Annotated in this window: 35 protein-coding genes; 8 read left to right on the top strand and 27 right to left on the bottom strand. The window is 69.5% G+C overall.

Annotation, left to right across the window (positions count from 1 at the left end; translation table 11 throughout):
- Nucleotides 1–173 precede the first annotated feature (173 nt).
- The 4 genes from MMSR116_RS29215 (at nucleotide 174) to MMSR116_RS29200 (ending at nucleotide 2,723) form a co-directional block, all read left to right on the top strand.
- Nucleotides 174–1,187 carry an SDR family oxidoreductase gene (locus MMSR116_RS29215; protein ID WP_010684438.1) on the top strand — a complete coding sequence of 338 codons (1,014 nt, stop codon included), beginning with the start codon at nucleotides 174–176 and terminating at the stop codon, nucleotides 1,185–1,187.
- Nucleotides 1,188–1,196: 9 nt separating this feature from the next.
- Nucleotides 1,197–2,099: an alpha/beta fold hydrolase gene (locus MMSR116_RS29210; protein ID WP_010684437.1), complete on the top strand. Its 903-nt coding sequence runs from the start codon at nucleotides 1,197–1,199 to the stop codon at nucleotides 2,097–2,099.
- 193 nt (nucleotides 2,100–2,292) lie between these two features.
- A complete protein-coding gene (locus MMSR116_RS29205) occupies nucleotides 2,293–2,565 on the top strand; it encodes a hypothetical protein (protein WP_010684436.1) in 273 nt (90 codons plus the stop codon).
- The gene (locus MMSR116_RS29200; RefSeq protein WP_158169236.1) at nucleotides 2,562–2,723 is read left to right on the top strand and encodes a hypothetical protein; all 162 of its coding nucleotides are present in this window, start codon (nucleotides 2,562–2,564) and stop codon (nucleotides 2,721–2,723) included. The genes MMSR116_RS29205 and MMSR116_RS29200 overlap by 4 nt, the downstream gene beginning before the upstream one ends.
- A 103-nt stretch (nucleotides 2,724–2,826) precedes the next feature.
- Here the strand turns inward: MMSR116_RS29200 and MMSR116_RS29195 are convergent, their stop codons facing one another.
- The 5 genes from MMSR116_RS29195 to MMSR116_RS29175 form a co-directional block, all read right to left on the bottom strand.
- Complete coding sequence (locus MMSR116_RS29195) at nucleotides 2,827–3,411, bottom strand: cytochrome b/b6 domain-containing protein (RefSeq protein WP_010684434.1); 585 nt, start codon at nucleotides 3,409–3,411, stop codon at nucleotides 2,827–2,829.
- Nucleotides 3,408–4,568, bottom strand: a complete 1,161-nt coding sequence (locus MMSR116_RS29190; protein WP_010684433.1) for an acyl-CoA dehydrogenase family protein — start codon at nucleotides 4,566–4,568, stop codon at nucleotides 3,408–3,410. The genes MMSR116_RS29195 and MMSR116_RS29190 overlap by 4 nt, the downstream gene beginning before the upstream one ends.
- 312 nt (nucleotides 4,569–4,880) lie before the next feature.
- Nucleotides 4,881–5,312 carry a hypothetical protein gene (locus tag MMSR116_RS29185; RefSeq protein ID WP_010684432.1) on the bottom strand — a complete coding sequence of 144 codons (432 nt, stop codon included), beginning with the start codon at nucleotides 5,310–5,312 and terminating at the stop codon, nucleotides 4,881–4,883.
- 21 nt (nucleotides 5,313–5,333) lie between these two features.
- Nucleotides 5,334–5,870: a hypothetical protein gene (locus tag MMSR116_RS29180; RefSeq protein WP_010684431.1), complete on the bottom strand. Its 537-nt coding sequence runs from the start codon at nucleotides 5,868–5,870 to the stop codon at nucleotides 5,334–5,336.
- A gap of 23 nt (nucleotides 5,871–5,893) precedes the next feature.
- On the bottom strand, nucleotides 5,894–7,444 hold the full coding sequence (locus MMSR116_RS29175) for a hypothetical protein (protein ID WP_010684430.1): 1,551 nt from the start codon (nucleotides 7,442–7,444) through the stop codon (nucleotides 5,894–5,896).
- A 282-nt stretch (nucleotides 7,445–7,726) separates the two neighbouring features.
- Between MMSR116_RS29175 and MMSR116_RS32315 the strand changes: the two genes are divergently transcribed.
- Together MMSR116_RS32315 and MMSR116_RS29165 are read left to right on the top strand one after the other, a co-directional pair.
- Nucleotides 7,727–8,497, top strand: a complete 771-nt coding sequence (locus MMSR116_RS32315; RefSeq protein ID WP_010684429.1) for a CatB-related O-acetyltransferase — start codon at nucleotides 7,727–7,729, stop codon at nucleotides 8,495–8,497.
- A 157-nt stretch (nucleotides 8,498–8,654) separates the two neighbouring features.
- Nucleotides 8,655–9,917, top strand: coding sequence for a tyrosine-type recombinase/integrase (locus MMSR116_RS29165; protein WP_244625558.1), 1,263 nt, complete (start codon nucleotides 8,655–8,657; stop codon nucleotides 9,915–9,917).
- On the opposite strand, the gene MMSR116_RS32635 is transcribed toward MMSR116_RS29165, so the two are convergent.
- The 13 genes from MMSR116_RS32635 to MMSR116_RS29100 all read right to left on the bottom strand — a co-directional run bounded on the left by MMSR116_RS32635 (nucleotide 9,834) and on the right by MMSR116_RS29100 (nucleotide 14,323).
- Nucleotides 9,834–10,034 carry a helix-turn-helix domain-containing protein gene (locus MMSR116_RS32635; RefSeq protein WP_158169230.1) on the bottom strand — a complete coding sequence of 67 codons (201 nt, stop codon included), beginning with the start codon at nucleotides 10,032–10,034 and terminating at the stop codon, nucleotides 9,834–9,836. The genes MMSR116_RS29165 and MMSR116_RS32635 overlap by 84 nt on opposite strands.
- Before the next feature lie 249 nt (nucleotides 10,035–10,283).
- The gene (locus MMSR116_RS29155) at nucleotides 10,284–10,562 is read right to left on the bottom strand and encodes a hypothetical protein (RefSeq protein WP_010684426.1); all 279 of its coding nucleotides are present in this window, start codon (nucleotides 10,560–10,562) and stop codon (nucleotides 10,284–10,286) included.
- Nucleotides 10,555–10,788, bottom strand: coding sequence for a hypothetical protein (locus tag MMSR116_RS29150; protein ID WP_010684425.1), 234 nt, complete (start codon nucleotides 10,786–10,788; stop codon nucleotides 10,555–10,557). The genes MMSR116_RS29155 and MMSR116_RS29150 overlap by 8 nt, the downstream gene beginning before the upstream one ends.
- Complete coding sequence (locus tag MMSR116_RS29145) at nucleotides 10,785–11,237, bottom strand: hypothetical protein (protein ID WP_010684424.1); 453 nt, start codon at nucleotides 11,235–11,237, stop codon at nucleotides 10,785–10,787. The genes MMSR116_RS29150 and MMSR116_RS29145 overlap by 4 nt, the downstream gene beginning before the upstream one ends.
- Nucleotides 11,237–11,512 carry a DUF2312 domain-containing protein gene (locus MMSR116_RS29140; protein WP_010684423.1) on the bottom strand — a complete coding sequence of 92 codons (276 nt, stop codon included), beginning with the start codon at nucleotides 11,510–11,512 and terminating at the stop codon, nucleotides 11,237–11,239. Before MMSR116_RS29140 ends, MMSR116_RS29145 begins: the two co-directional genes overlap by 1 nt.
- On the bottom strand, nucleotides 11,509–11,739 hold the full coding sequence (locus tag MMSR116_RS29135; protein WP_039893405.1) for a hypothetical protein: 231 nt from the start codon (nucleotides 11,737–11,739) through the stop codon (nucleotides 11,509–11,511). The genes MMSR116_RS29140 and MMSR116_RS29135 overlap by 4 nt, the downstream gene beginning before the upstream one ends.
- A gap of 30 nt (nucleotides 11,740–11,769) precedes the next feature.
- Entirely contained in the window at nucleotides 11,770–12,099 is a 330-nt protein-coding gene (locus MMSR116_RS29130) for a hypothetical protein (protein WP_010684421.1), read from the bottom strand.
- Complete coding sequence (locus tag MMSR116_RS29125) at nucleotides 12,096–12,461, bottom strand: hypothetical protein (protein ID WP_010684420.1); 366 nt, start codon at nucleotides 12,459–12,461, stop codon at nucleotides 12,096–12,098. Before MMSR116_RS29125 ends, MMSR116_RS29130 begins: the two co-directional genes overlap by 4 nt.
- Before the next feature lie 19 nt (nucleotides 12,462–12,480).
- Nucleotides 12,481–13,452, bottom strand: coding sequence for a DUF5131 family protein (locus MMSR116_RS29120; RefSeq protein ID WP_010684419.1), 972 nt, complete (start codon nucleotides 13,450–13,452; stop codon nucleotides 12,481–12,483).
- 1 nt (nucleotide 13,453) lies between these two features.
- Nucleotides 13,454–13,678, bottom strand: a complete 225-nt coding sequence (locus MMSR116_RS29115; RefSeq protein ID WP_010684418.1) for a hypothetical protein — start codon at nucleotides 13,676–13,678, stop codon at nucleotides 13,454–13,456.
- Nucleotides 13,675–13,893, bottom strand: coding sequence for a hypothetical protein (locus tag MMSR116_RS29110; protein ID WP_010684417.1), 219 nt, complete (start codon nucleotides 13,891–13,893; stop codon nucleotides 13,675–13,677). Before MMSR116_RS29110 ends, MMSR116_RS29115 begins: the two co-directional genes overlap by 4 nt.
- Nucleotides 13,890–14,093 carry a hypothetical protein gene (locus MMSR116_RS29105; RefSeq protein WP_010684416.1) on the bottom strand — a complete coding sequence of 68 codons (204 nt, stop codon included), beginning with the start codon at nucleotides 14,091–14,093 and terminating at the stop codon, nucleotides 13,890–13,892. Before MMSR116_RS29105 ends, MMSR116_RS29110 begins: the two co-directional genes overlap by 4 nt.
- Before the next feature lie 2 nt (nucleotides 14,094–14,095).
- The gene (locus tag MMSR116_RS29100; RefSeq protein WP_039893402.1) at nucleotides 14,096–14,323 is read right to left on the bottom strand and encodes a hypothetical protein; all 228 of its coding nucleotides are present in this window, start codon (nucleotides 14,321–14,323) and stop codon (nucleotides 14,096–14,098) included.
- A 109-nt stretch (nucleotides 14,324–14,432) separates the two neighbouring features.
- Between MMSR116_RS29100 and MMSR116_RS29095 the strand changes: the two genes are divergently transcribed.
- Nucleotides 14,433–14,618, top strand: a complete 186-nt coding sequence (locus MMSR116_RS29095) for a hypothetical protein (protein WP_010684414.1) — start codon at nucleotides 14,433–14,435, stop codon at nucleotides 14,616–14,618.
- Nucleotides 14,619–14,646: 28 nt separating this feature from the next.
- Nucleotides 14,647–14,892 carry a PilZ domain-containing protein gene (locus MMSR116_RS29090; protein ID WP_010684413.1) on the top strand — a complete coding sequence of 82 codons (246 nt, stop codon included), beginning with the start codon at nucleotides 14,647–14,649 and terminating at the stop codon, nucleotides 14,890–14,892.
- Between the two features lie 4 nt (nucleotides 14,893–14,896).
- On the opposite strand, the gene MMSR116_RS29085 is transcribed toward MMSR116_RS29090, so the two are convergent.
- From MMSR116_RS29085 to MMSR116_RS29045, 9 genes are all read right to left on the bottom strand, one after another.
- Nucleotides 14,897–15,073, bottom strand: coding sequence for a hypothetical protein (locus tag MMSR116_RS29085; RefSeq protein ID WP_158169228.1), 177 nt, complete (start codon nucleotides 15,071–15,073; stop codon nucleotides 14,897–14,899).
- A 179-nt stretch (nucleotides 15,074–15,252) separates the two neighbouring features.
- A complete protein-coding gene (locus MMSR116_RS29080; protein ID WP_010684410.1) occupies nucleotides 15,253–15,687 on the bottom strand; it encodes a helix-turn-helix domain-containing protein in 435 nt (144 codons plus the stop codon).
- Complete coding sequence (locus MMSR116_RS29075; RefSeq protein ID WP_010684409.1) at nucleotides 15,684–15,875, bottom strand: hypothetical protein; 192 nt, start codon at nucleotides 15,873–15,875, stop codon at nucleotides 15,684–15,686. Before MMSR116_RS29075 ends, MMSR116_RS29080 begins: the two co-directional genes overlap by 4 nt.
- Nucleotides 15,872–16,393 carry a helix-turn-helix domain-containing protein gene (locus tag MMSR116_RS29070; RefSeq protein WP_010684408.1) on the bottom strand — a complete coding sequence of 174 codons (522 nt, stop codon included), beginning with the start codon at nucleotides 16,391–16,393 and terminating at the stop codon, nucleotides 15,872–15,874. The genes MMSR116_RS29075 and MMSR116_RS29070 overlap by 4 nt, the downstream gene beginning before the upstream one ends.
- The gene (locus MMSR116_RS29065) at nucleotides 16,393–16,674 is read right to left on the bottom strand and encodes a hypothetical protein (RefSeq protein ID WP_010684407.1); all 282 of its coding nucleotides are present in this window, start codon (nucleotides 16,672–16,674) and stop codon (nucleotides 16,393–16,395) included. Before MMSR116_RS29065 ends, MMSR116_RS29070 begins: the two co-directional genes overlap by 1 nt.
- Complete coding sequence (locus MMSR116_RS29060; RefSeq protein WP_010684406.1) at nucleotides 16,671–17,063, bottom strand: hypothetical protein; 393 nt, start codon at nucleotides 17,061–17,063, stop codon at nucleotides 16,671–16,673. Before MMSR116_RS29060 ends, MMSR116_RS29065 begins: the two co-directional genes overlap by 4 nt.
- Nucleotides 17,060–17,440 carry a hypothetical protein gene (locus tag MMSR116_RS29055; protein WP_010684405.1) on the bottom strand — a complete coding sequence of 127 codons (381 nt, stop codon included), beginning with the start codon at nucleotides 17,438–17,440 and terminating at the stop codon, nucleotides 17,060–17,062. The genes MMSR116_RS29060 and MMSR116_RS29055 overlap by 4 nt, the downstream gene beginning before the upstream one ends.
- Nucleotides 17,437–17,976: a hypothetical protein gene (locus MMSR116_RS29050; RefSeq protein ID WP_010684404.1), complete on the bottom strand. Its 540-nt coding sequence runs from the start codon at nucleotides 17,974–17,976 to the stop codon at nucleotides 17,437–17,439. The genes MMSR116_RS29055 and MMSR116_RS29050 overlap by 4 nt, the downstream gene beginning before the upstream one ends.
- Nucleotides 17,973–18,254 (bottom strand): hypothetical protein, encoded by a 282-nt coding sequence (locus MMSR116_RS29045; RefSeq protein WP_010684403.1) that lies wholly within the window; start codon nucleotides 18,252–18,254, stop codon nucleotides 17,973–17,975. The genes MMSR116_RS29050 and MMSR116_RS29045 overlap by 4 nt, the downstream gene beginning before the upstream one ends.
- Nucleotide 18,255: the final 1 nt, after the last annotated feature.

The following is an 18,255-nucleotide window of genomic DNA, read 5'->3' as shown; positions in this document are numbered from 1 at the left end:
CTGCCGCGATGAATCCGCAGGGTTCCGCCCCTTGTGCGGAGACCGGCCAGCCTTCCGCGACGCAGAGACCGGGCCCCATCCAGGAACAATGACCCGGCCCGGTAGATAGCCAGACGTGTGACCGCCGCGCCGGCGCACGATGCTGGCGCACGATGGGATCCAGGGTTTACCGCATGAAGCACAAGCCGCTCCGCGAGCAGGTCATCGTGATCACCGGCGCCTCGTCGGGCATCGGCCTCGCCACTGCCAAGATGGCGGCGGAGCGCGGCGCCCGCGTCGTCTTGGCGGCTCGCAGCGGCGATGCCCTGGCGCGGATCCGCGCCGAGATCGAGGGCGTCGGCGGCAAGGCCATCGACGTGGTCGCGGATGTCGGCCGCCGCGCCGACGTGCAGGCCGTCGCCGACCGGGCCGAGGCGACTTTCGGCGGTTTCGACACCTGGGTGAACGTGGCCGGCGGCTCCATCTATGGCCGGCTGCGCGAGATCAGCGACGCGGACCACGAGCGCCTGATCCAGACCAACTTCTGGGGCACGGTGTACGGCTCCCTGGTGGCGACCGAGCACCTGCGCCGGCACGGCGGCGCCCTCATCAACGTCGGCAGCATCGCCTCTGATCTGGCCTTCCCGTTCCAGGGCATGTACGCGGCCTCGAAGCACGCGGTGAAGGGCTTCACCGACGCCCTGCGGATGGAGTTGCTCGCCGAGAAGGCGCCGGTCTCGGTGACGCTGATCAAGCCGGCTTCGATCGACACGCCCCTACCCCAGCGGGCGCGCAACTACATGGACCGCGAGCCCAGCCTGCCTCCGCCGATCTACCCGCCCGAGGAGGTGGCGAACGCCATCCTGCACGCGGCCGTGCATCCGCAGCGCGACATCTTCGTCGGCGGTGCCGGCAAGGCCTTCACGGCCAGCAAGGAATTCGCGCCCGGCGCCTACGATTACCTCGCCCCGGCGATCATCGCCCTGCAGAAGCGCGCGAGCGCTCCCCGCAACCCGGAGGGCGCCCTGCACGCGCCGGTGCCGGCCGGCGAGATGCGGGGCGACCCGCCGCTGCCGGTCATGCGGACCAGCGCGTACACGCGGGCGAGCCTGCACCCGGCCGCGGCCGCGGCCGGCCTGCTCGGCATCGGCGCGGCCACGGCGCTGGCGGTTATCGGGACCGGCTCCCGACGCGGGCAGCGTCGATAGGTGAACGCCGTGGCGAGAATCCTGCCCGGCCCGGACCGACCGGTGCGGGACGCGCAGCGCGACCCGCGCATCGTCCCGCGCCGGATGGTCCAGCTGTCAGGTGACCGGACGATCGCCTGGGCGGAGGCCGGGAGCGGTCCCGACCTCGTGGCGATCCACGGGACACTGATGTGCCTGGAGGATCTCTGGCTCGGGCCCGTGCCGGCGCTCGCCGAGCATTTCCGCGTGGTGGCGGTCGACCGTCCGGGCCACGGCTTCAGCCTCCGGCCCCGCGGGCGCGCCGCTGATCTCTGGGATCAGGCCGCGCGGATCCGGGAAGCGGTGCAGGGTCTCGGCCTGCGGCGGCCCGTCATCCTCGGACACTCGTTCGGCGCGGCCGTGGCCCTCGCCTACGGGATGCTGCACCCGGACGAGATCGCGGGCGTCGTCGCAGTCGCGCCGATCTGCTTTCCGGAGCCGCGCCTGGAGCAGGTGCTGTTCGGTCCCCGGGCCCTGCCGCTCGGCGGCGATCTCCTGTCCGGGATGCTGAGCGCGGGGAGTGACAAGGCGCTCCTCCCGCTGCTCTGGAACGCCATGTTCTTCCCCCGCACCATGCCGGACCGCTTCGCCCGGACCTTCCCGTTCGATCTGGCCGCCCGCCCCGCCCAGATCACCGCCGAGGGAGAGGATGCCGGCTGGCTCTGGCCCGGTCTCGCGCGCAGCGTCCTCGGCTACGGCTCCCTGCGGGCGCCCGTGCGCCTCCTCGGCGGCGGCGCCGACCTCGTGGTGAACACGTTCGTGCACGGCCAGCGCGCTGCCCGCATGATCCCGGGGGCGGAGATCGAGATCCTGCCCGAGGCCGGGCACATGCTGCATCATTCCCATGCCGGCGCGGTTGTGCGGGCGGCCCTGTCCCTGCGGCAGATCCCGTAGCAGCGGCCTCCGCCGCGCAGCAGCGGCCGAGTCCCATGAACCTCGCGATGCCGGGCTCCCGATGCCGGGCCCACGGCGCCGCCGAACGTCTGAGGCGACGGCAGCGCCCCGCGGGACGTGTACGCGCGCACGCCGTCAGGTCACAGGCCGCCATACCTCCGGTCACGACCCGATCGCGCGAGGAGGCTTCGTCATGACCGCACCGCAAGTCATCGCGACGGTGTTCTTTCTCGTCTCCCTCGGTTCCGTGCTGATGTTGGCCCTCCTGACGGTCCTGTCGGCGGCGCTCGAAGCCGTGGGGACGGCTTGCCGGGCCGGACACGCTATCCGATCACATCCACTCAAAGCGGCGGCCTGTCGCGCGCACCGGACTGCCCGCGCCCGGTTCGATCTGCACTCGGCAAGGCGGCAGCACAGCATCACCGTTCCGGAGGTGTTCCAGGACACGTCGACCCTGAAAGCTTGAGCATACATCGAGCCTACAGCGCGAACACAGTCGCGAACGTGATGGAGACCATGATGACCTGGACCAACCGCATCACCCTTGCCGCCACCCTGATCGGCGGCGCGATCGCCCTGATGGCGTACGCGCAGGCACTGAGCCTGCCCACGCACTTCGTCTGAGCCGGACGCAGACAGTATCTGGCCGGGCGGCGGCCGAGAGGTGGCGCTGCGCGGCTCTCCCGGCCGCCGCCAGGGTTCCGGCCCGGCCGCCCTGGATCGTCCGTCAGGTCATCCGGGCGATCACGTCGTCCTTCCAGATCACGCGGTGGAGCACCGCCATCGCCACGTGACCGATCAGCACCGCCAGCAGGAGGAAGGCCAGCCATAGGTGAAGCAGGTCGCCCGGGATCACCATCCATTCGATCTTGCTGTCCCGTCCCGGCATCAGCGGGATGCCGTAGGGCGTGAATGGCTTTCCCGAGCCGTACTGGCGCAGGAGCGCGAGGGCCGGCACCACGATCATCAGGCCGTAGATCAGCCCGTGCCCGATGACCGCGGCACGGCCCAGGCGGCCCGTATGGGCCGGCCGCCGCGGGAGGTTCGCGAGCCCCCAGGCGCCGCGGAGCAGGACGAGGGCAAACAGGGTGGCACCCAGGGTGAAGTGGCTGCCGCCGACGAAGCGCGTGAGCGCCGTGTCGCCGATGGCGACGTAGAGCAGCGCCCCGGTGAACTGCCACGCGAAGAGCGCCGCCATCAGCCAGTGAAAGCCGCGGCTGACGCGGCCATAGCGCTGCGGCGAGTCCCGCCAAGTTGCGGTCCGGTCGCCCGCGGCATTTCGGGACGCGCGCACCTCGGAAGGCCGGATCACGCCGCGACTCCGTCTCTCTGATCGCCCGTCCACAGGTCGCCCGCAATGTCCCGCGTCGTCAGGATCTCCGCCGCCGCGCCCGTGAGTGCCCGGTCGGGCCCCGGCTGCCGCAGGTAGGTGGCGAGGTCGCGCGAGAGTCGTTCCAGCGGGTGCGTCCGAAGGAAGCCCTGAAGGCCAACGGAGCGCTGGGCGAGTTGGAGCAGGTCGAGGCCGGCCTTCTCCACCGCGAGGCGGCTCAGATTGACGAAGGCCACGACCCGATCGGTCGACAGCGTCCGGTCGGCGACCAGGGCGGCCGCCCGGGTCACCCATTGGCGTGCGCCCTCGACCGCAATCAGCCCCTCGCCGAGGCGCGACAGCTGGTGCGGATCCGTTCCGCGACCGAGCTGGACGAGGTGCGTCCGCCAGGCATCCAGCACAGCCTCGATCCCACCGAGCTGCACCGCTGCGAAGCGCCACGCCCCGCCCGAGAAATCCGGCTGGCGGAAATAGTCGTCGCGGTCTCCCAGGACGGTGTCGGCCGAGACCTCGAGGCCGTCGAAGTCGAGGGTCCCGGTGGCCGAGGCGCGCATGCCCTGCGCCTGCCACGGCGAGAGGTCGGCCCGGTCTCCGGGGACCAGCGGGACGACCAGCATGACGACCCCGCCGCTTGGGGACCGACCCGTGACAAGGGCGCGGGTGACGAAGCCGGCCCCCGACGCGAAGGTCTTCACGCCCTCCAGGCGGTAACCGGCTCCGGCCTCCGCGAGGACGAGGCCGCCTCCGGACGGCTCGGTGTTCCAGACGCCGAACAGGTGGCCGGCCCGGGCGTCGGCGAACCAGCGCGCGTGCTGCTCCGGGTCGCCGTAGCGGGCGATGAGTTGCAGGGCGTTGACGTGGCCCTCGTAGAGCCGCCCCAGGGCGAGGCTCCCATAGCCGACGAGGCGGAGCACATCGACCAGCGTTCGAGCCGCCGGCTCCTCACCCAGCCCGGCCCCGCCCAGCGCGGACGGGACGGGCGCGGCGAGCAGGCCGAGTCGGGCGAGGTCGGCGACATCGTCCGCCGGAAAGCCGTCGTCGCGATCCTGGGCCCGCGCGCGCCGCGCCGCCGACAGGGACACCGCGCGTGCGGCTGTGAGGAGGTCGCAGGTCAGGTCGGCCGGCGTCCGCTGGTCCATGATATCTCCGTCAGGCCGCCGCCGCAGTCCCGTCGACCGCGCGTCCGGTTGCCATCGCCTTTGATTTCAACCGAGGATAGCCGGAACGGGGGGCAAAGGGTCGCGACAGCGTGCGACCAAATCGGCACGGGCCGGCCCGATGCGCTCTTTTGCGGGTGCGGCGGCGAGCCCGCGGGATGTCACCGGGCGAAATCTTATCCTAGGTTGTGTCCCGGACGCGCAGGTTCGCAACCGAGGCGAGAAGCTCCGCACGACGCATCGTCGCGTTCGACGGCGGGCCGCCGCTCCAAGCGGGCCTGTGGCCGGCGCGGGTCACGGCTCCATCATCGGCTCGACCGCATCGACGAGGCGGGCGCAGAAGCGTGCCATCTCGTCGTTGCGGGCGGCCAAGTCCTGCGCCCGGTGTTCCGCCAGGGCCGCGCGATGCTCGGCCGCCGCGAGATCCCGGCACGTCTGACGCAGCAGGGCCCGCGTCTCACTCAGATCGTCGCGCAGGTGCGAGATCTCATCGAGCAGGCGTGCCCGCTCGGCCTTCACGGATGCCAGGAGGTTCTGGGCGTGCGCGAAGATCCGCTCGCCCTCGTCCTCGATCACGTGCTGCCGTTGGATCGCAGCCTCGATCATCTGCAGCGTCAGGGCCGGCTCCGGCAGGCGCTGCGGCAGTCCGTGATCGCCCTCCGGCCCGCGCGGATCCGGGAAGCGTTCGCCGACCGGACCAGCCCGGCTCAGGATCGGCGCGTCCATGATCGGCTGACGGTCAACGCATCAGCCCTCCGCGACCTGCGCCTCGATGAGGTCCTGGCTCTCGACCGCCGCGGGCGAGAACACCGACGCGGTCTTGCGACGGAAGCCGTTCAGCACCGCGTCGTGGATGCGGACAAGCCATGTCTCGGCCTCATTGGCCCGCGCCTCGGCCGCGCGTGCGCGCTCCTCGGCCTTCTGCGCGCGGCGCTCGGCGGCCGCGATCTTGACGTTGAGTTCCCGCATCTCCTCGCTGGCGTTCGTCGTCACCTGCAGCAGTTGCGTCTCCAAGTCGGCGACCCGCTCCTCGCTGATGCTGATCGCCTCGGTCGCCTCGCGGATCAGATCGAGCGCCGAGGACCAGTCGCGCGATACGCCCGGCATCTTGTGGACCTCGGACGTCTCGCGGGGCAGCGGTTCCGGCCGGCCGTTGGCCATATGCTCCTGCGGCACGGATACCGGCCCGTCGGGCTTGATGCCGCGCATCAGCCATGTCGCCGTCATGGAGGAGTTCGAGTCCTTGAACGCCTGATCTGCCAATGCCGCCTCCACACGTAGCATGATGAGAATCTCCGGCTCTGAAGCTAGCTGACGCGATCGGAGGGCACGAACGGTCGGACATTGCTCTTCGACTCCGCGCCCGCCGCCCGTCCGGCCGCGGACTCGGTGTTCGCCTGTGAGTCACCCTCGTCGAAGCTGCGGAAACGCCGCGCCTCGCGCTTGAGCATCTCGTACTGCTTCTGGAGGGCGATGCGGCTCTCCCGGGCGATGTCGAGGGCGCCCTGCGTCATCGCCCGCTCGGAGCGCTCGGATTGCAGATCCTCGACGAGGCGCCGGTTGGCCACCTCGAGTTCCTGGATCTCGGAATCGTGGCGACGGCTTAGCTGGTCGATGCGTTCCGACAGCAGGGTGGCTCGGGAGGTTGCCTGTTCGACCGCGACGTCCTTCGCGGCCAAGGCCTTGGCCAGCATGTCGCAGCGGCCGTCCAGCTCCGAGCGGAGCCGCTGTGCGTCGAGCAGGCGCTCGGTCTGGCGGGCGAGATCCGCCTGCATCGCCTCGACCCGGCGATCGGCCGTCGTCCGCTCGATGACAGCTTCCTTCACCGTGCGCTCCGCCGTGCGGAGCGCCTCGTCGTTCTCCCGAAGCTGGGCGCGGAGCTGGACGAGCAGCTGCTCCGTGGCGGCACCGCGGTTGGTGGCGGCCTCGAGCTTCATGGTCAGGCTGGCCCGCTCCGTCCGCAGTCCGCCGATCTCGGTTTCGTGCTGGTTATCGGCCTTCTGCCGGGCGGCGGCCTCGGCGGCCAGATCGGCCTCCAGCGCGAGCAGGCGCTGCCGCTCGGCCTCGGCCTCCTCACGCAGGGCCTCGTACCGCGCCGCCGTATCGGCCAGCCGCGCCTCCTGCTCCTCGCACAGCAGTTGCAGGCGGCGATTGTCCTGATCGAGGATGGCGAAGCGCTCGCGCGTCTCGGCGAGGTCGCGCTCCGACCGCGACAGGGCTTGGTCGGCCGCCTGGGCTTCGAGGCGCAGGGCCTTGTTCTCGCCAGAAAGGGCCTTGGTCTGCTCCACCTCGGCTGCGAGCTGCCGCTCGTAGTTCTCACTCGCGAGACTCCTGTCGCGCACGCTGACGCGCAGCTGCTCCAGCTCGATCTCGCGGCCGTGAAGCCCGCTCTCCAGGCGCGTGACCTCGGCGGTCATCGCCGCGCACTCGTTGGTCAGGGTGGCGGTCTTCACGGCGAGCGCACTCACCTCTCGCCGGGCGGATGCGGCGGCGTGCTGCTCCTTGGCGAACAGCGCCTCGACCTCGGCCAGGCGCATGGTGGCGCGCGGCAGCTCTTCCGAGATGGCGATGAGAGGTGTCAAGACGGAGGAGAAGTCTTCCTGCAGCGACTTCAGGTCTTCGAGCCGTCCGCTCATCTCGCTGACGCGCATGCGGATCACTTCGTCGCGCTGCCCGATGGCATCCAGCGGATCTCGCGGGGGCGGCTGGGGAGCGGCCGCCTGGAGGCTGGCCGGGCGGGCGGATTGCAATTCTTCCTGTGGCCGGACCTGAATCGCCGATTGCGCGCTGCTAACGCCCGAAGTCTCGACCGCCCGATCCGCCGAGAACAAGCCACTCCGAAACGGCGACCAAGCCATCAGACGTCTCCGAGCCGCCAAATTCCGCAAGGGTTAATTTCATGCTACTGCTATCCGACAGGGATTTGTCAATCTCCAGAGTTTGTCACCCCGCCGAGGATTAGCTTGGCGTGGCAGAGGAGCCACGTGGCGATGCGCCCGGACGGACCTGCCTGCGGCGGATTGCAACGTACCCGTCAGTGGCCGCGCCTGCCGAGACCGACCAATCTAGCCGCTACGCAAGTGGGCTTATAGTAGTATCCGACCGGCGATTTTTGCGCCGCGACAGGCCGAGAACGCCACATGCCTGAGCTTACAGCGTCGCAGCTGGAGAGACTGCGCAAGACCAAGATTTCGTTCAGCTGGTATGATGATGCGCCGTTGTGGATCGAGGAGGGGATCAACGCCCTGCCGAGGCCCGGCGTCTTCGCGGAAGACTATGCGTGCTATTTCCTGCGCACTGATTTTCACACGATCGGCGCGTTCAGTTATTCCTGGAGCCCGTTTCCGGATTTTGTTTCGATCGGCCGGTATTGCTCGATCGCCGACGGAATCGAGCTCATACCGTTCACGCATCCGACGGATCTGTTCACCACGTCGTCGATGACCTACGACCCCAATCTGGCGCCCCGCCGGAAGTATTACGCGGATCGGTCATTTGACAATAACGACGCCGTTTCACGATCGCATCCGAGCAACGACAAGGATCTGTTAATCGGGCACGATGTCTACATTTCGCGGGGCGCGAAGCTCAGACGCGGCATCAGGATCGGCACCGGGGCGATCGTCGGCGCGTTCAGCGTCGTCACGAAGGATGTCGCCCCCTATTCGGTCGTCGCCGGAAACCCCGCGCGCGTCGTACGGATGCGCTATTCAGACAAGCAGATCGAGGCTCTTCAGACGATCGAATGGTGGAACTACGATTTTCACTCGGTTCTCAACAAGACGCATATCGCCGATATCGACCTGTTCGTCGATCGTCTGCAGCATCTGATCTCAACCGAGACGATCGAACCGTTTCGTCCGCAGCGGAACTATCTCCATGAGCTCCTGACGCGATCGGACGACTTGTGACCCCTCGATTCAGCGGTGCTCTGGTGGGCGGTGAGGGACTCGAACCCCCGACCCTCTCCGTGTAAATCAGATGTCGGGTCGAAATTGCCCCGTGCTGCGCGCTTACCGGCCACCTCTCCCCCTTGGAACCGCTCGGAATTTCGCTGATACCTTCTCCGTGACGCGCGCGGAGCCCGGCGAGGCGCGCCCCTGCTGCTTACTATGTGCTTACCAGATCATGCGCCTCACGAACCAGTCGGCCGCGGCACTGAAGGTCCCCGACGGCAAGGCATACATCCTGGTCTTCGACGACGATCTGGCAGGCTTCGGCTTGCGCGCGAGTGCCGGCGGCTCGCGGGTTTGGGTCGTGCAGTATCGCAATGCGCTCGGCCAGACGAAGCGGGAGACACTCGGTAGAGTTGGTGTGCTTTCGGCCACAGAGGCGCGACGTGCGGCAAATGAGCGCCTGGCTCGCGTTCGCCTCGGTGGGGACCCAGCCTCAGAGCGTGAGGCCGAGAAGAAGCGGGCCGCCATCACCGTGGCCTCCCAGATCGAACCTTATCTGGACGGGCTCGCGGCACGCGTGCGGGAGACCGGCGTGCGCGAGTCGACGCGCTACCTGCAGAAGGCTTGGGCGCCCTTGCACCGTACTCCGGTCTCCCGGGTGACCAGGGCGCAGGTCGCGGAGCAGCTGGGCGCGATCGCGCGGATCTCGGGCCTCTATGCGGCGAACCGAGCCCGCAACACGCTGTCGGCCTTCTACACCTGGCTGATCGAGGAAGGGATCGCGGAGGCGAACCCTGTCGTCGGCACCCGCAAGCCCACGCCGGACGAGAAGCGCCAGCGGGTGCTCAAGCCCGCGGAGATCCAGGCCGTCCTGCGCGCGCTGCCGGAAGGCGACTTCGGCCGCATCGTGCGCCTGCTCCTGCTCACCGCACAGCGCCGCGATGAGGTGGCGGCGATGCCGTGGGAAGAGGTCGACCTCGCGGCGGGCCTCTGGAGCATGCCGGGCGCGCGAACCAAGAACGGCCTGCCGCACGACGTACCCCTCTCCCGGCCGTCGCTGGCAATCCTCGCCGATACGCCCCGCATCGAGGGCCGAGATCTCGTATTCGGCAGCGGCGTCGGGGGCTTTCAGGGCTTCACCCGGGCGAAGGCCGCGCTCGACAAGGCCTCGGGTGTGACGGGGTGGCGGCTGCACGATCTGCGCCGGACGGTGGCCACCGGCATGGGCGACCTCGGCGTGTTCCCCCACGTGGTCGAGGCGGTGCTCAACCACGTCTCAGGGTCGAAGGCGGGCGTCGCCGGCGTCTACAACTACGCCCTCTACAATCCGGAGAAGCGGGCGGCGCTCGACCTATGGGCACGCCACCTTGCGACTCTCGATCCACGCATCGAGCTCGCCGCGCCGGACGCCGTAGCAGCGCTCGCTCAGGCGTAGCAGCGGCGGCCCCTCCCCCTGGCGGCAGATCTGGCGGAGCGTCGTCGGCGACACGCCGAGCTCGCGCGCCACGTCCGGAAACCGGACCACGAAGCGCGTCGGGTCAGCCTGCGGCATTGCTCGTCTCCCTCTCCCCTCCCCTGCCGCGTGCCCGGGCCACTCGCGCCCGCACGTCCGGCCAGTTTCGTCGATCGGCCCACTTCGCCCAGCGCGTACCGGCATCCCGGTGCAGCTGGCGGATGGCGGTGAGCAGGTCCCCCGCCGGCGTTGACAGCAGTCGCGCAGCTCGCTCGGCCGTCCAGGCGCCGGCGTCGCGCACACCGTCGGCGTAGCCGGCCGCGTAGTCGTCGCTCTCAGGGCGGGCCGTCACGATCCCGACCTCCCGAAGCGATAGCTCTCCACACGCGCCAGGTCGGCCCGCCCGAACTCCAGGTAGGCGACTTGCTTCTGCCGGGCGAAGTTCTCGGCCGCCCACTTCGTGCGATGCCAGTTCGTGCCCTCGCCCGCGAGGTAGCGGTGAGCCTCCCGATCGCGGATGCAGACGCAGTCGCCGTCGACCACGGCCCAGGCGGCCTCGATCTCGCCGGTCTGCAGCGCGCTCGTGGTGATGTAGACGCGGACGAGGGGTGGACTCTCCTCAGCCATGACCACCCTCCGCCGGCTTCGGGAAGGTGCGCATCGTGCCGTCGCCGGCGGCCGCGCGCAGGCCATCCGAGAGCGACCGGGCGCCCGGGCGATCCATGGCGAACCGCGCGGTGACGGGCTGGCCCTGGAGCGTGAAGGCGATCGCGAGCTCGACGCCATCGGGCGTGGGGATCGCGTCGATCGTCCAGTCGGTGCCGTCGGGCGGGATGAGACGGAAGGGGCTCATGCGCCGACCCGCGAATGCCGTGTAGGATAGTAGACGACAGGACCCTGGGAGATGACGAGCGGCATGACGCGCGCTGCCGCTACATCAGTCCGGAGGATCTGCCGCCGCGCCCGGACCCGCCGATTGCCGCCGACGTCGAACGCGTCGAACAGGATCACCTCGACACGCTCCGGATCGTCCTGCGGGTCGCCCCGGCGCCGGTGATCGCTCGGCTCGACCATCCAGCCTTCGGAGAAGAACACCCAGCGGCGGAAGCCTTCGCGCTCGAACTTGAGCGCCATGGCCTTGCGCATATGGTCGAGGTCGGCGCCGCCCATGTCGAGGACGGCAACCGTGAGGCTGCCGTCGGCCGCCTCAGCGACGAAGTGGGATCGGATCACGTCGTCCGGGTCGAACAACGCTTCGGCGTAGCTGGACGCCTGGTCCAGGAGAGAGCGGAGCGAACCCATCACGCCATTCCCATCGCTTGCAGGTAGAGTTCGAGGATCGCCTCCTGCTCCTGGCGCTCGCTGTGATCCTGTTTGCGGATCCGCAGGATCGTGCGCACTGCCTTGGCGTCGAAGCCGCGGCCTTTGAGTTCGGCGAACACCTCCTTGATGTCGCCCATGATGCCGGCCTTCTCCTCTTCCAGCCGCTCCAGGCGCTCGATGAACTGCTTCAGCTCGTCGGCGGCGACACCTTCGGCCGAGGAGACATCGGATGACGTAGCTAGGCCCGCGGTCATGCCGCCACCTGGCCGTGCGAGCCGCCGGCGTCGCCATCGGCTTCCGTGAACGCGTACGCCGTCCCGCAGAACGGGCAGTAGCTCGGGAGTGGGACAGACGCCTTCGGACCCCGCGGCTTGATCTTCTCTGTGACGATCGTCACGCAGGTGAAGCCCGGGCGCTCGGCCGTGCCGAAGATGATGGTCGGCTGGATCTCGGTGTTCCGCTCCGCCAGGGCGGCGTTCATCTCACTGATGCAGTCACAGGCCATTGCGCGTCAGCTCCACACGGTACGGCCGAAGACGACGGCGGGGCCGGCGATCCAGGGCAGGGTTTCGGGAGGGTCGGCCGGGTGTCGCTCCAGCCACGAGGCGCGGTAGATCGCTGTGGCCGCCTCGTTGCGGGGCAGACCTTCGCCATGGCCGTCCTCGTGGACGAACATGTCGGCGCGCCGCCCCTCGTGGAGCACGGCCACGTGCTCCAGGCGGCCGCCGAGGATCGGCTCCAAGACGTCGCGCAGCTCGGCGAGGCCCGGATCGCCGGTCATGTCTACGACGCGGTCATCGCGCGAGCCGTCGCACCTCAGGATGAGGAGGCCGGTCTTCACGACGCCGCCTCGGTTGGCTCGCTTTCCCGGATGACCGGCGTCGTCCAGGCCGGCCGATCAGCCACCTGGCGCTCGGCGATCGCTGCGCGGATCTCCGGCACGCGCCGCAGGGCGAGCTTCGCGGCCAGGCGCCCGGGCGGGTTGTGCCGCAGTCCGGTCGGCAGCCCCTGCATCATCGCACGGGCCGGATCGCGGTAGGCGTGAACCTGGACCTCGGTGAAGCCCGCCTGAAAGAGGTGGACGACGGTGCAGGCCTCCTCGGGCCCGGTCGCCCGCTCCTGCATCACCCGCACCATGCGGATGACGTGATCGAGCGCGTCGGGCGCGCGGCGGGCGGCGTGAACGAGAGACGGCGACGGCATGACTGGGCCTCCTCAGACACTACAGGGGATGGTCGGCGGGTGATGCGGGGAAGCCGTTGTGCTCCACGCCATCCAAGAGGCGGCCGGAGGCCTTCTTGCCCACGCGGGTGGCGCAGGCGTCGATACCGAACCGATCGAACATCCGCGGCGCGTAATCGAAGTAGGCCCACCTGCCCGGATCGTGGGGCCAGTGCAGCGCGAACTGGCCGGCCTCGCTGCGGACCGCCGTGATCCCGCCCTGCCATTCCCCGTTTTGCTTGTGGTGGTAGGGCACGCCGGCGGCCGCGCAGGCGTCACGGATCTGCCGGAGCCAGGTCGTGGCCGTCGGGCGCGCCCGGTGCTTGCCCTGGTCGGTCTCTCCGCCCGTGATGACCCAGCCGATCCGCTCGATGTCGGAGGCCTTCAGGGCGTCGCGCACCACCAGGTAATCGCCGGCCGTCCCATAGATGATCTTGGTGAAGTCGATCGGGCCGAGTAGGGGCTCGGCCGAGACGAAGGTGAAGACTGGGTAGAGGTCGCGTGCCGCATCGAGCAGGTGCCGGACGTTCCGGTTGGCGATCTCTTGGTTCTCGCACGTCGCGCCGAGCGCCGCATTCTCCGGTAAGCCGCCGGCGGCCTCGCACATGGCGACGATGTTCTGCGGGCGCTTGGTCAGCAGCAGCCACACGAGGTGCGGCGTCTCTCGCATCAGCGCGAACCACTCCGCGCGGATCGCCGGATCGGCGCGGTTGTCGAACGGATCGCAGAGCGACGGAAAGACGGTGAACCGCCGGCCCGCCGCGGCCGCCTCGCGGTCCCACTTGCGCGGGTTGCGCCAGTAGGCGGCGCTGGAGCGGACGCGCTCGCCGTGCGGGCCCCACGTGACCTTGCCGTAGCGCAGGTCCATGAGGTTCTCGGCGTAGCAGCCGTCGCACGCGATGCTGACCTTGGTGCAGCCGAACCACGGGCTCCACGTCCGGTCGCACCAGGAGATGCCGGTGGTCTCAGCCATCTCAGTCCACCATCCTCAGGTCGAACGACGCGAGCTGGCGCCGATAGGGCATCTCGCGGAGCGCCTGCTCAAAAGCGGCGAGCTCGTCCGGATCGTGGGTCTGCGGCTGGACGGTCGGGATCCAGGCCAGGACCGGGGTCCCGACATCCGTCGTCCCGGACCACACCCGGCAGGGCGTGCCTTGGACGGCCTCGATGCGGTCGGTGGGTTCGAGGGTGAGCTTCATGCGAGCGCCTTCCTCTCGTCGATCCAGGCCTCGGCCTCTTCGGGTGTGTCGAAGGCGATCAGCCGACCGTCTTTGTCGGCCATGCCGCACCAGCCGATGGTCTCGACGTAGCCCTGCGGGCCGTGGCGGTAGGGAAAGGCGCCATCGACGGTGCGGCTGGTGTCGATCAGGGCGGCGATCCTCCACTTTGTGGGGCGAGGCACGCGCGCGTTCATCGACCGACCTCCGGCGCCAGGGCCGCCTTCAGTGCAGCCTCGGCATCCTCCAGGACCTCGTCATGGAGCTGAGGCATGAGCCGCTTCAGCGTCTCCAGGACGTTGCTGATCGGCGGCGAGCCCCGCCGTCCGGCCCGGGCGTTCGCGATCGCCGCGGCGGCCGCCTCGATCATCGCGTGGGTGATAGTGGGTTCGGCCATGCTCACCGCTCCTTCCGCTCGACGCGGAACGTGAAGGTCCGCGCTACGTCGTCGGCGCCCATGAGCAGGTTGAAAACGGCCGTGCCGTCGACCTCGTCGACGGGCATGGTGAGCGAGCCGCCCAGGCGGTTCACGAGGGCGATGAGCAGCTGGCTCTCGATCGTCTCGCTGAGCAGCCGGTCCTCTCGGGATGGGTCGACAACGCTTAAGCGGCGCGTTTCCTCAACCACGGCGCGCCTCCGCCATAATGCACACATATATGTTATGACTGTCTAGCGGCGGCTTTAACTGCCCTTTAATTGCTAGGGTCAATATCTTCGCTGAGTGGAGGCGCGTTCCATGATCAGCGTTTCGACAGATAATTACTTTACGATGCTCCGTGCGGCGCAGCTGCAAGCGGTGCGAGACGGCATACCAGGCGACAGCCAGCAATCTGTGCCGGTCGCTATCGAGGAGCGGGCTCCCCCACCGGCTCCGCAGACCGCAATCGCGACGATCAAACAAGTCGTCGACGTGCTGGTCTGACGTAACAGCGTCATTTGAGGAAACTGCAGTGTCCCAGGATCGCCGCGAAAGTCTGCGTGCCGCAACGAGCTTCCCGGCGCATATTCTCACCGACAATGGTAGGCGCGTCTCGTGCACGCTCGCCGATCGTTCAGCTTCTGGCGCGTTGTTGACGGTCGCGGGCGCGCTCGGCTTGCCCGACACGTTCACCCTCATCGTCGGCCACAGCGGTGAGATCCGAGATGTCCGCGTGGCTTGGCGGCAGACCGATAGGCTCGGGGTGATGTTCGCGTAACATCTCACGACCGCAACACCCCGCCGAGTAGTTCTCCCTTCGCACCGTTGGCATGAGCCTCGGCGCGAACGCTGGGCACGATCGCCCGTAGGACTGAGATCTGGCGGTGCGAGCACGCGGTGCGAAACAGGGCGACCGACGCAACAATCCACGAAATCAGCGCGATATCGAGCTTGGCCATAAGGCCATCCCAACGGAGCCGATCGCCGGCGGCCGAAGCGAGAGAGCCTCCGATGACCAAGCCAGCCACCGTGCGTAGCCGCCTCGTCGACGCGGTCGTGACGGCCGCTCTCGCGTTCAGCCTCGTGGTGCAAGCGCAGGTCATGATCCTGCCGCCGCATTTCGTCTGAGGGCAGCACATCACGCGACCGCCCGGCCTTGCGCTGCCCAACGAACGCGATCCTCGCCCACCAGCGCGTCGAACCGCGCACAGCTCTCCGGCGACAGCCGCCAGCCGCGGCCCCAGATCGTCTCGATCCGGATCTGCGCCTGCGCCTCCATGAGCTTGCGCCGGATCTTGCAGACCAGGACATCGAGGATCTTCTGTTGAGGCGCCTCGTCCAGCATGCCGTACAGGGCGAGCATCGCCCGCTCGTGATGCAGGACGTTCGGGCCGACAGCCCGCAAGGCACACAGGAGCCGCTCTTCCGTCGAGGTGAGACGCCAGCTGCGCGGGAGGATGGCCGCCGGCGCGAGCGCCTCCTCCAACTGCCGCACCTGCTCCAGCAGCGTGTCCCGCTCTTCGAGGAGAGCCATGACCTGCTGGCGGCTGAGGTTGTGGGGCGACGCGTTCATCCAACCTGCCTTTCTGGCTGAGGAGCGCCCTTCCGGGCGTTGTCGCTGGCCGCAGCTTCAGCCACGATCTTCTTCGCCGTCGCCCGCCGCAGCTCCGCCTCCAGCACCGGGATCAGCAGGATCCCCAGGACGAGGAATAGGACGAGGACGCCCATGACGAGGGCGCGCGCGGTGGTGGGGCCGTTCATTCGGCAGCCTCCCGCATGGGTGGCTGAGGCACGCCCACGCGCTCCATCTTCCGGATCGCGTGGAGCATCGTGGTGTGGTCGCGACCGCCGAACGCGCGGCCGAGCCGCGGCAGGGACCAATCCGGGTGCGCCTCGCGGACCGCGGCGATCGCCGCCCACCGAGCGCGCATGATCGCGGCCGTGCGGCGGTCCCCGACCACATCCGCGTACGTGAAGCCGAAGGCCTCCGCGACGCGCGTGATGATGCGCTTGAGCTCGCGGGCGAGCTGCTCCGGATCGAGGACCTGGAACACGAGCGCGTCCATTTCGGCGATGGCTTCCAACTCCGCCTGCCGGCGCACCTCGGCCTCACGCTCTTCGCGCTCCCGCTGGGCTTCGGCGAGGGCGCGCGTGCGGAGGGCCTCGGGGCGCGGCACGACCTTTCGCGGCGCCCAGAGGCGGGCCTGCAGGGCGCGGTAGTGCGCGCGCATGGCCTGTTCGTCGGCAAACTCGCGCGGCGGAGTGCCCTGGCGCAGCATCAGGGCCTCCCGTCGGCTGACCGGGCTGGCGCCGCGGGCAGGCTTCGGACGTAGGCCTCGACGCTGTCGGCGAAGGCCTTCCGTGCCTGGGCTGACAGGTACGGGAAAGCCGCGGCGAACCGGCGACCGTCCGGATCGAACAGCAGGGTCGCTACGAGTGCGCCCGGCGCGGGGCCGGCGGCTGGCTGAGCGACCGGATCGGTGAACGCCTCGACGGGCACGTTCAGCGCCGCGGCGATCCGGTTCAGCAGCTCGGCGGAGCGGGCGGGTGCGGCGCTCATTGCGCGCGCCCCGTCGGCTGGATCTCGGACGATGAGACCACGTACGCGTCGAGATCGGGGATATCGAAAGACGCCTCCAGGATCGCAGACACGCGCAGCATCAGCTCGGCCGCCTCGCGGGCCGCGCCGTCCCGATCGCCGCCGAAGCGCGACATCGCATGGGACAGGACGGCGTTGCTGAGCGAGTTAGCGATGACGTGGCAGACGTCGGGCGCCGCCACGCGGTGATCGAGCATGTCGGCGACCGGCAGCAGCATCGCTCGCTGGAGGTCGAGGGTCATGTGCCGGGTCATGACCTCAAGGTTTGCCGGGTCGTAGGGCGGCAGGTCCCGGTGGGCGGCATCGAGCGCACCTTCGAGCGCCTGGCGGTGAGGCGTGAGCGTCGTCATCGGTCACTCCGGAGCTCGACGGGGGAAGGCGGTGCGGTGCAGTCGAGGCGGCGGCGGATCCGGCCGGCGGTCGCCGCCTGGAGCGCGCCGAGCTCGTCCAGCAGCTCGTGGCTGAGGCGCGGGGGACCTGCCGCCAGCAGCCGGTTGACCGTCCGCAGCGCGGCGAGCAGCACCGCGTCATCGTCGCTGCGCGGATGGTCCGGGCGCAGGCACGGCAGCAGCGCGACGTGCGGCCCGAGCTCCGGATCCGGGGCGCCGAGCGCCTTTACGACGGCATCGCACTCGCCGCGCGGGAGGGCGACGGTGACCAGCATGGTTTCGCCCGGCGCCCGGGGATCGAGGTGGGCGAGGACGCCCAGGAAAGCGCGGTCGCTCACGAGGCGTCTCCCAGGCTGTTGCGATCGGCGTAGGCGCGGCCGGCCTCGCCCAGGCTCGCGCGCTCCTCCGGCGTCAGCGGCGTCGGCACGCCATCGCGGCCCCAGCCGAAGACGGTGCGGAACGGGACGACGCTGATCGCGTGGCGCCATAGGCCTTCGGCCCACTCGGCGATGGCCTTGGCCGGCGTCCCGGGCTGCTCGGCATAGGTGCTGACGGTCACGGTGCCGTCGCGGGCGATGTCGAGGAGCACGGCCGCCTGAGCATCGAGATCAAGGACGGACGCCGCCGCGAGGATCACGCGGCGCTCGGCTGGATCCGCCGACGGCTTGCCCGGCTGAGGTGTGAAGATCGCAGCCGCGTCGAGCGCAGCCATCGCATCCTCGACAACCTCGCTGAAGAGGCCGGGCGGCAGGAGGTCCAGGATGTCGGCGCGCGCAGGCGCGCCATTCGGTAGACCGCGAGCATTGCGGTTCCTGGCGATCGCGGCGGCGGCCTCGCGCAGACGAGCGGGGAGCAGGTTGGCGCCGTTGCTCACGAGATCACCCCAACCGGCACAGGATCATAGGATGGCAGCTCGGCGTGATGGACGAGCGTGAGGCCTGCGGTGGAGCGGGCGAGGACGGCGCCGGAGGCGTGAAGGTCGAGGACAGCGACACGAAGCCGGAAGGCGCGGGCCTCCGGATGGTCCGGGTGCAGCAGGGCGAGGCCGCCCCGTAGACGATCAAGCCAGTCGATGATCTTCAGCTCTTCGCCCGTCTCCGCGTCGGGAACGACGCGGCGGCCGGCGAGCGGATGCTCTTTGGGGTGGGGCATG

The sequence above is a fragment of the Methylobacterium mesophilicum SR1.6/6 genome (assembly GCF_000364445.2).
Lineage (GTDB): Bacteria > Pseudomonadota > Alphaproteobacteria > Rhizobiales > Beijerinckiaceae > Methylobacterium > Methylobacterium mesophilicum_A.
Note: the sequence above shows the minus strand (reverse complement) of the source record. Positions and strands in the feature narration are given on the sequence as shown.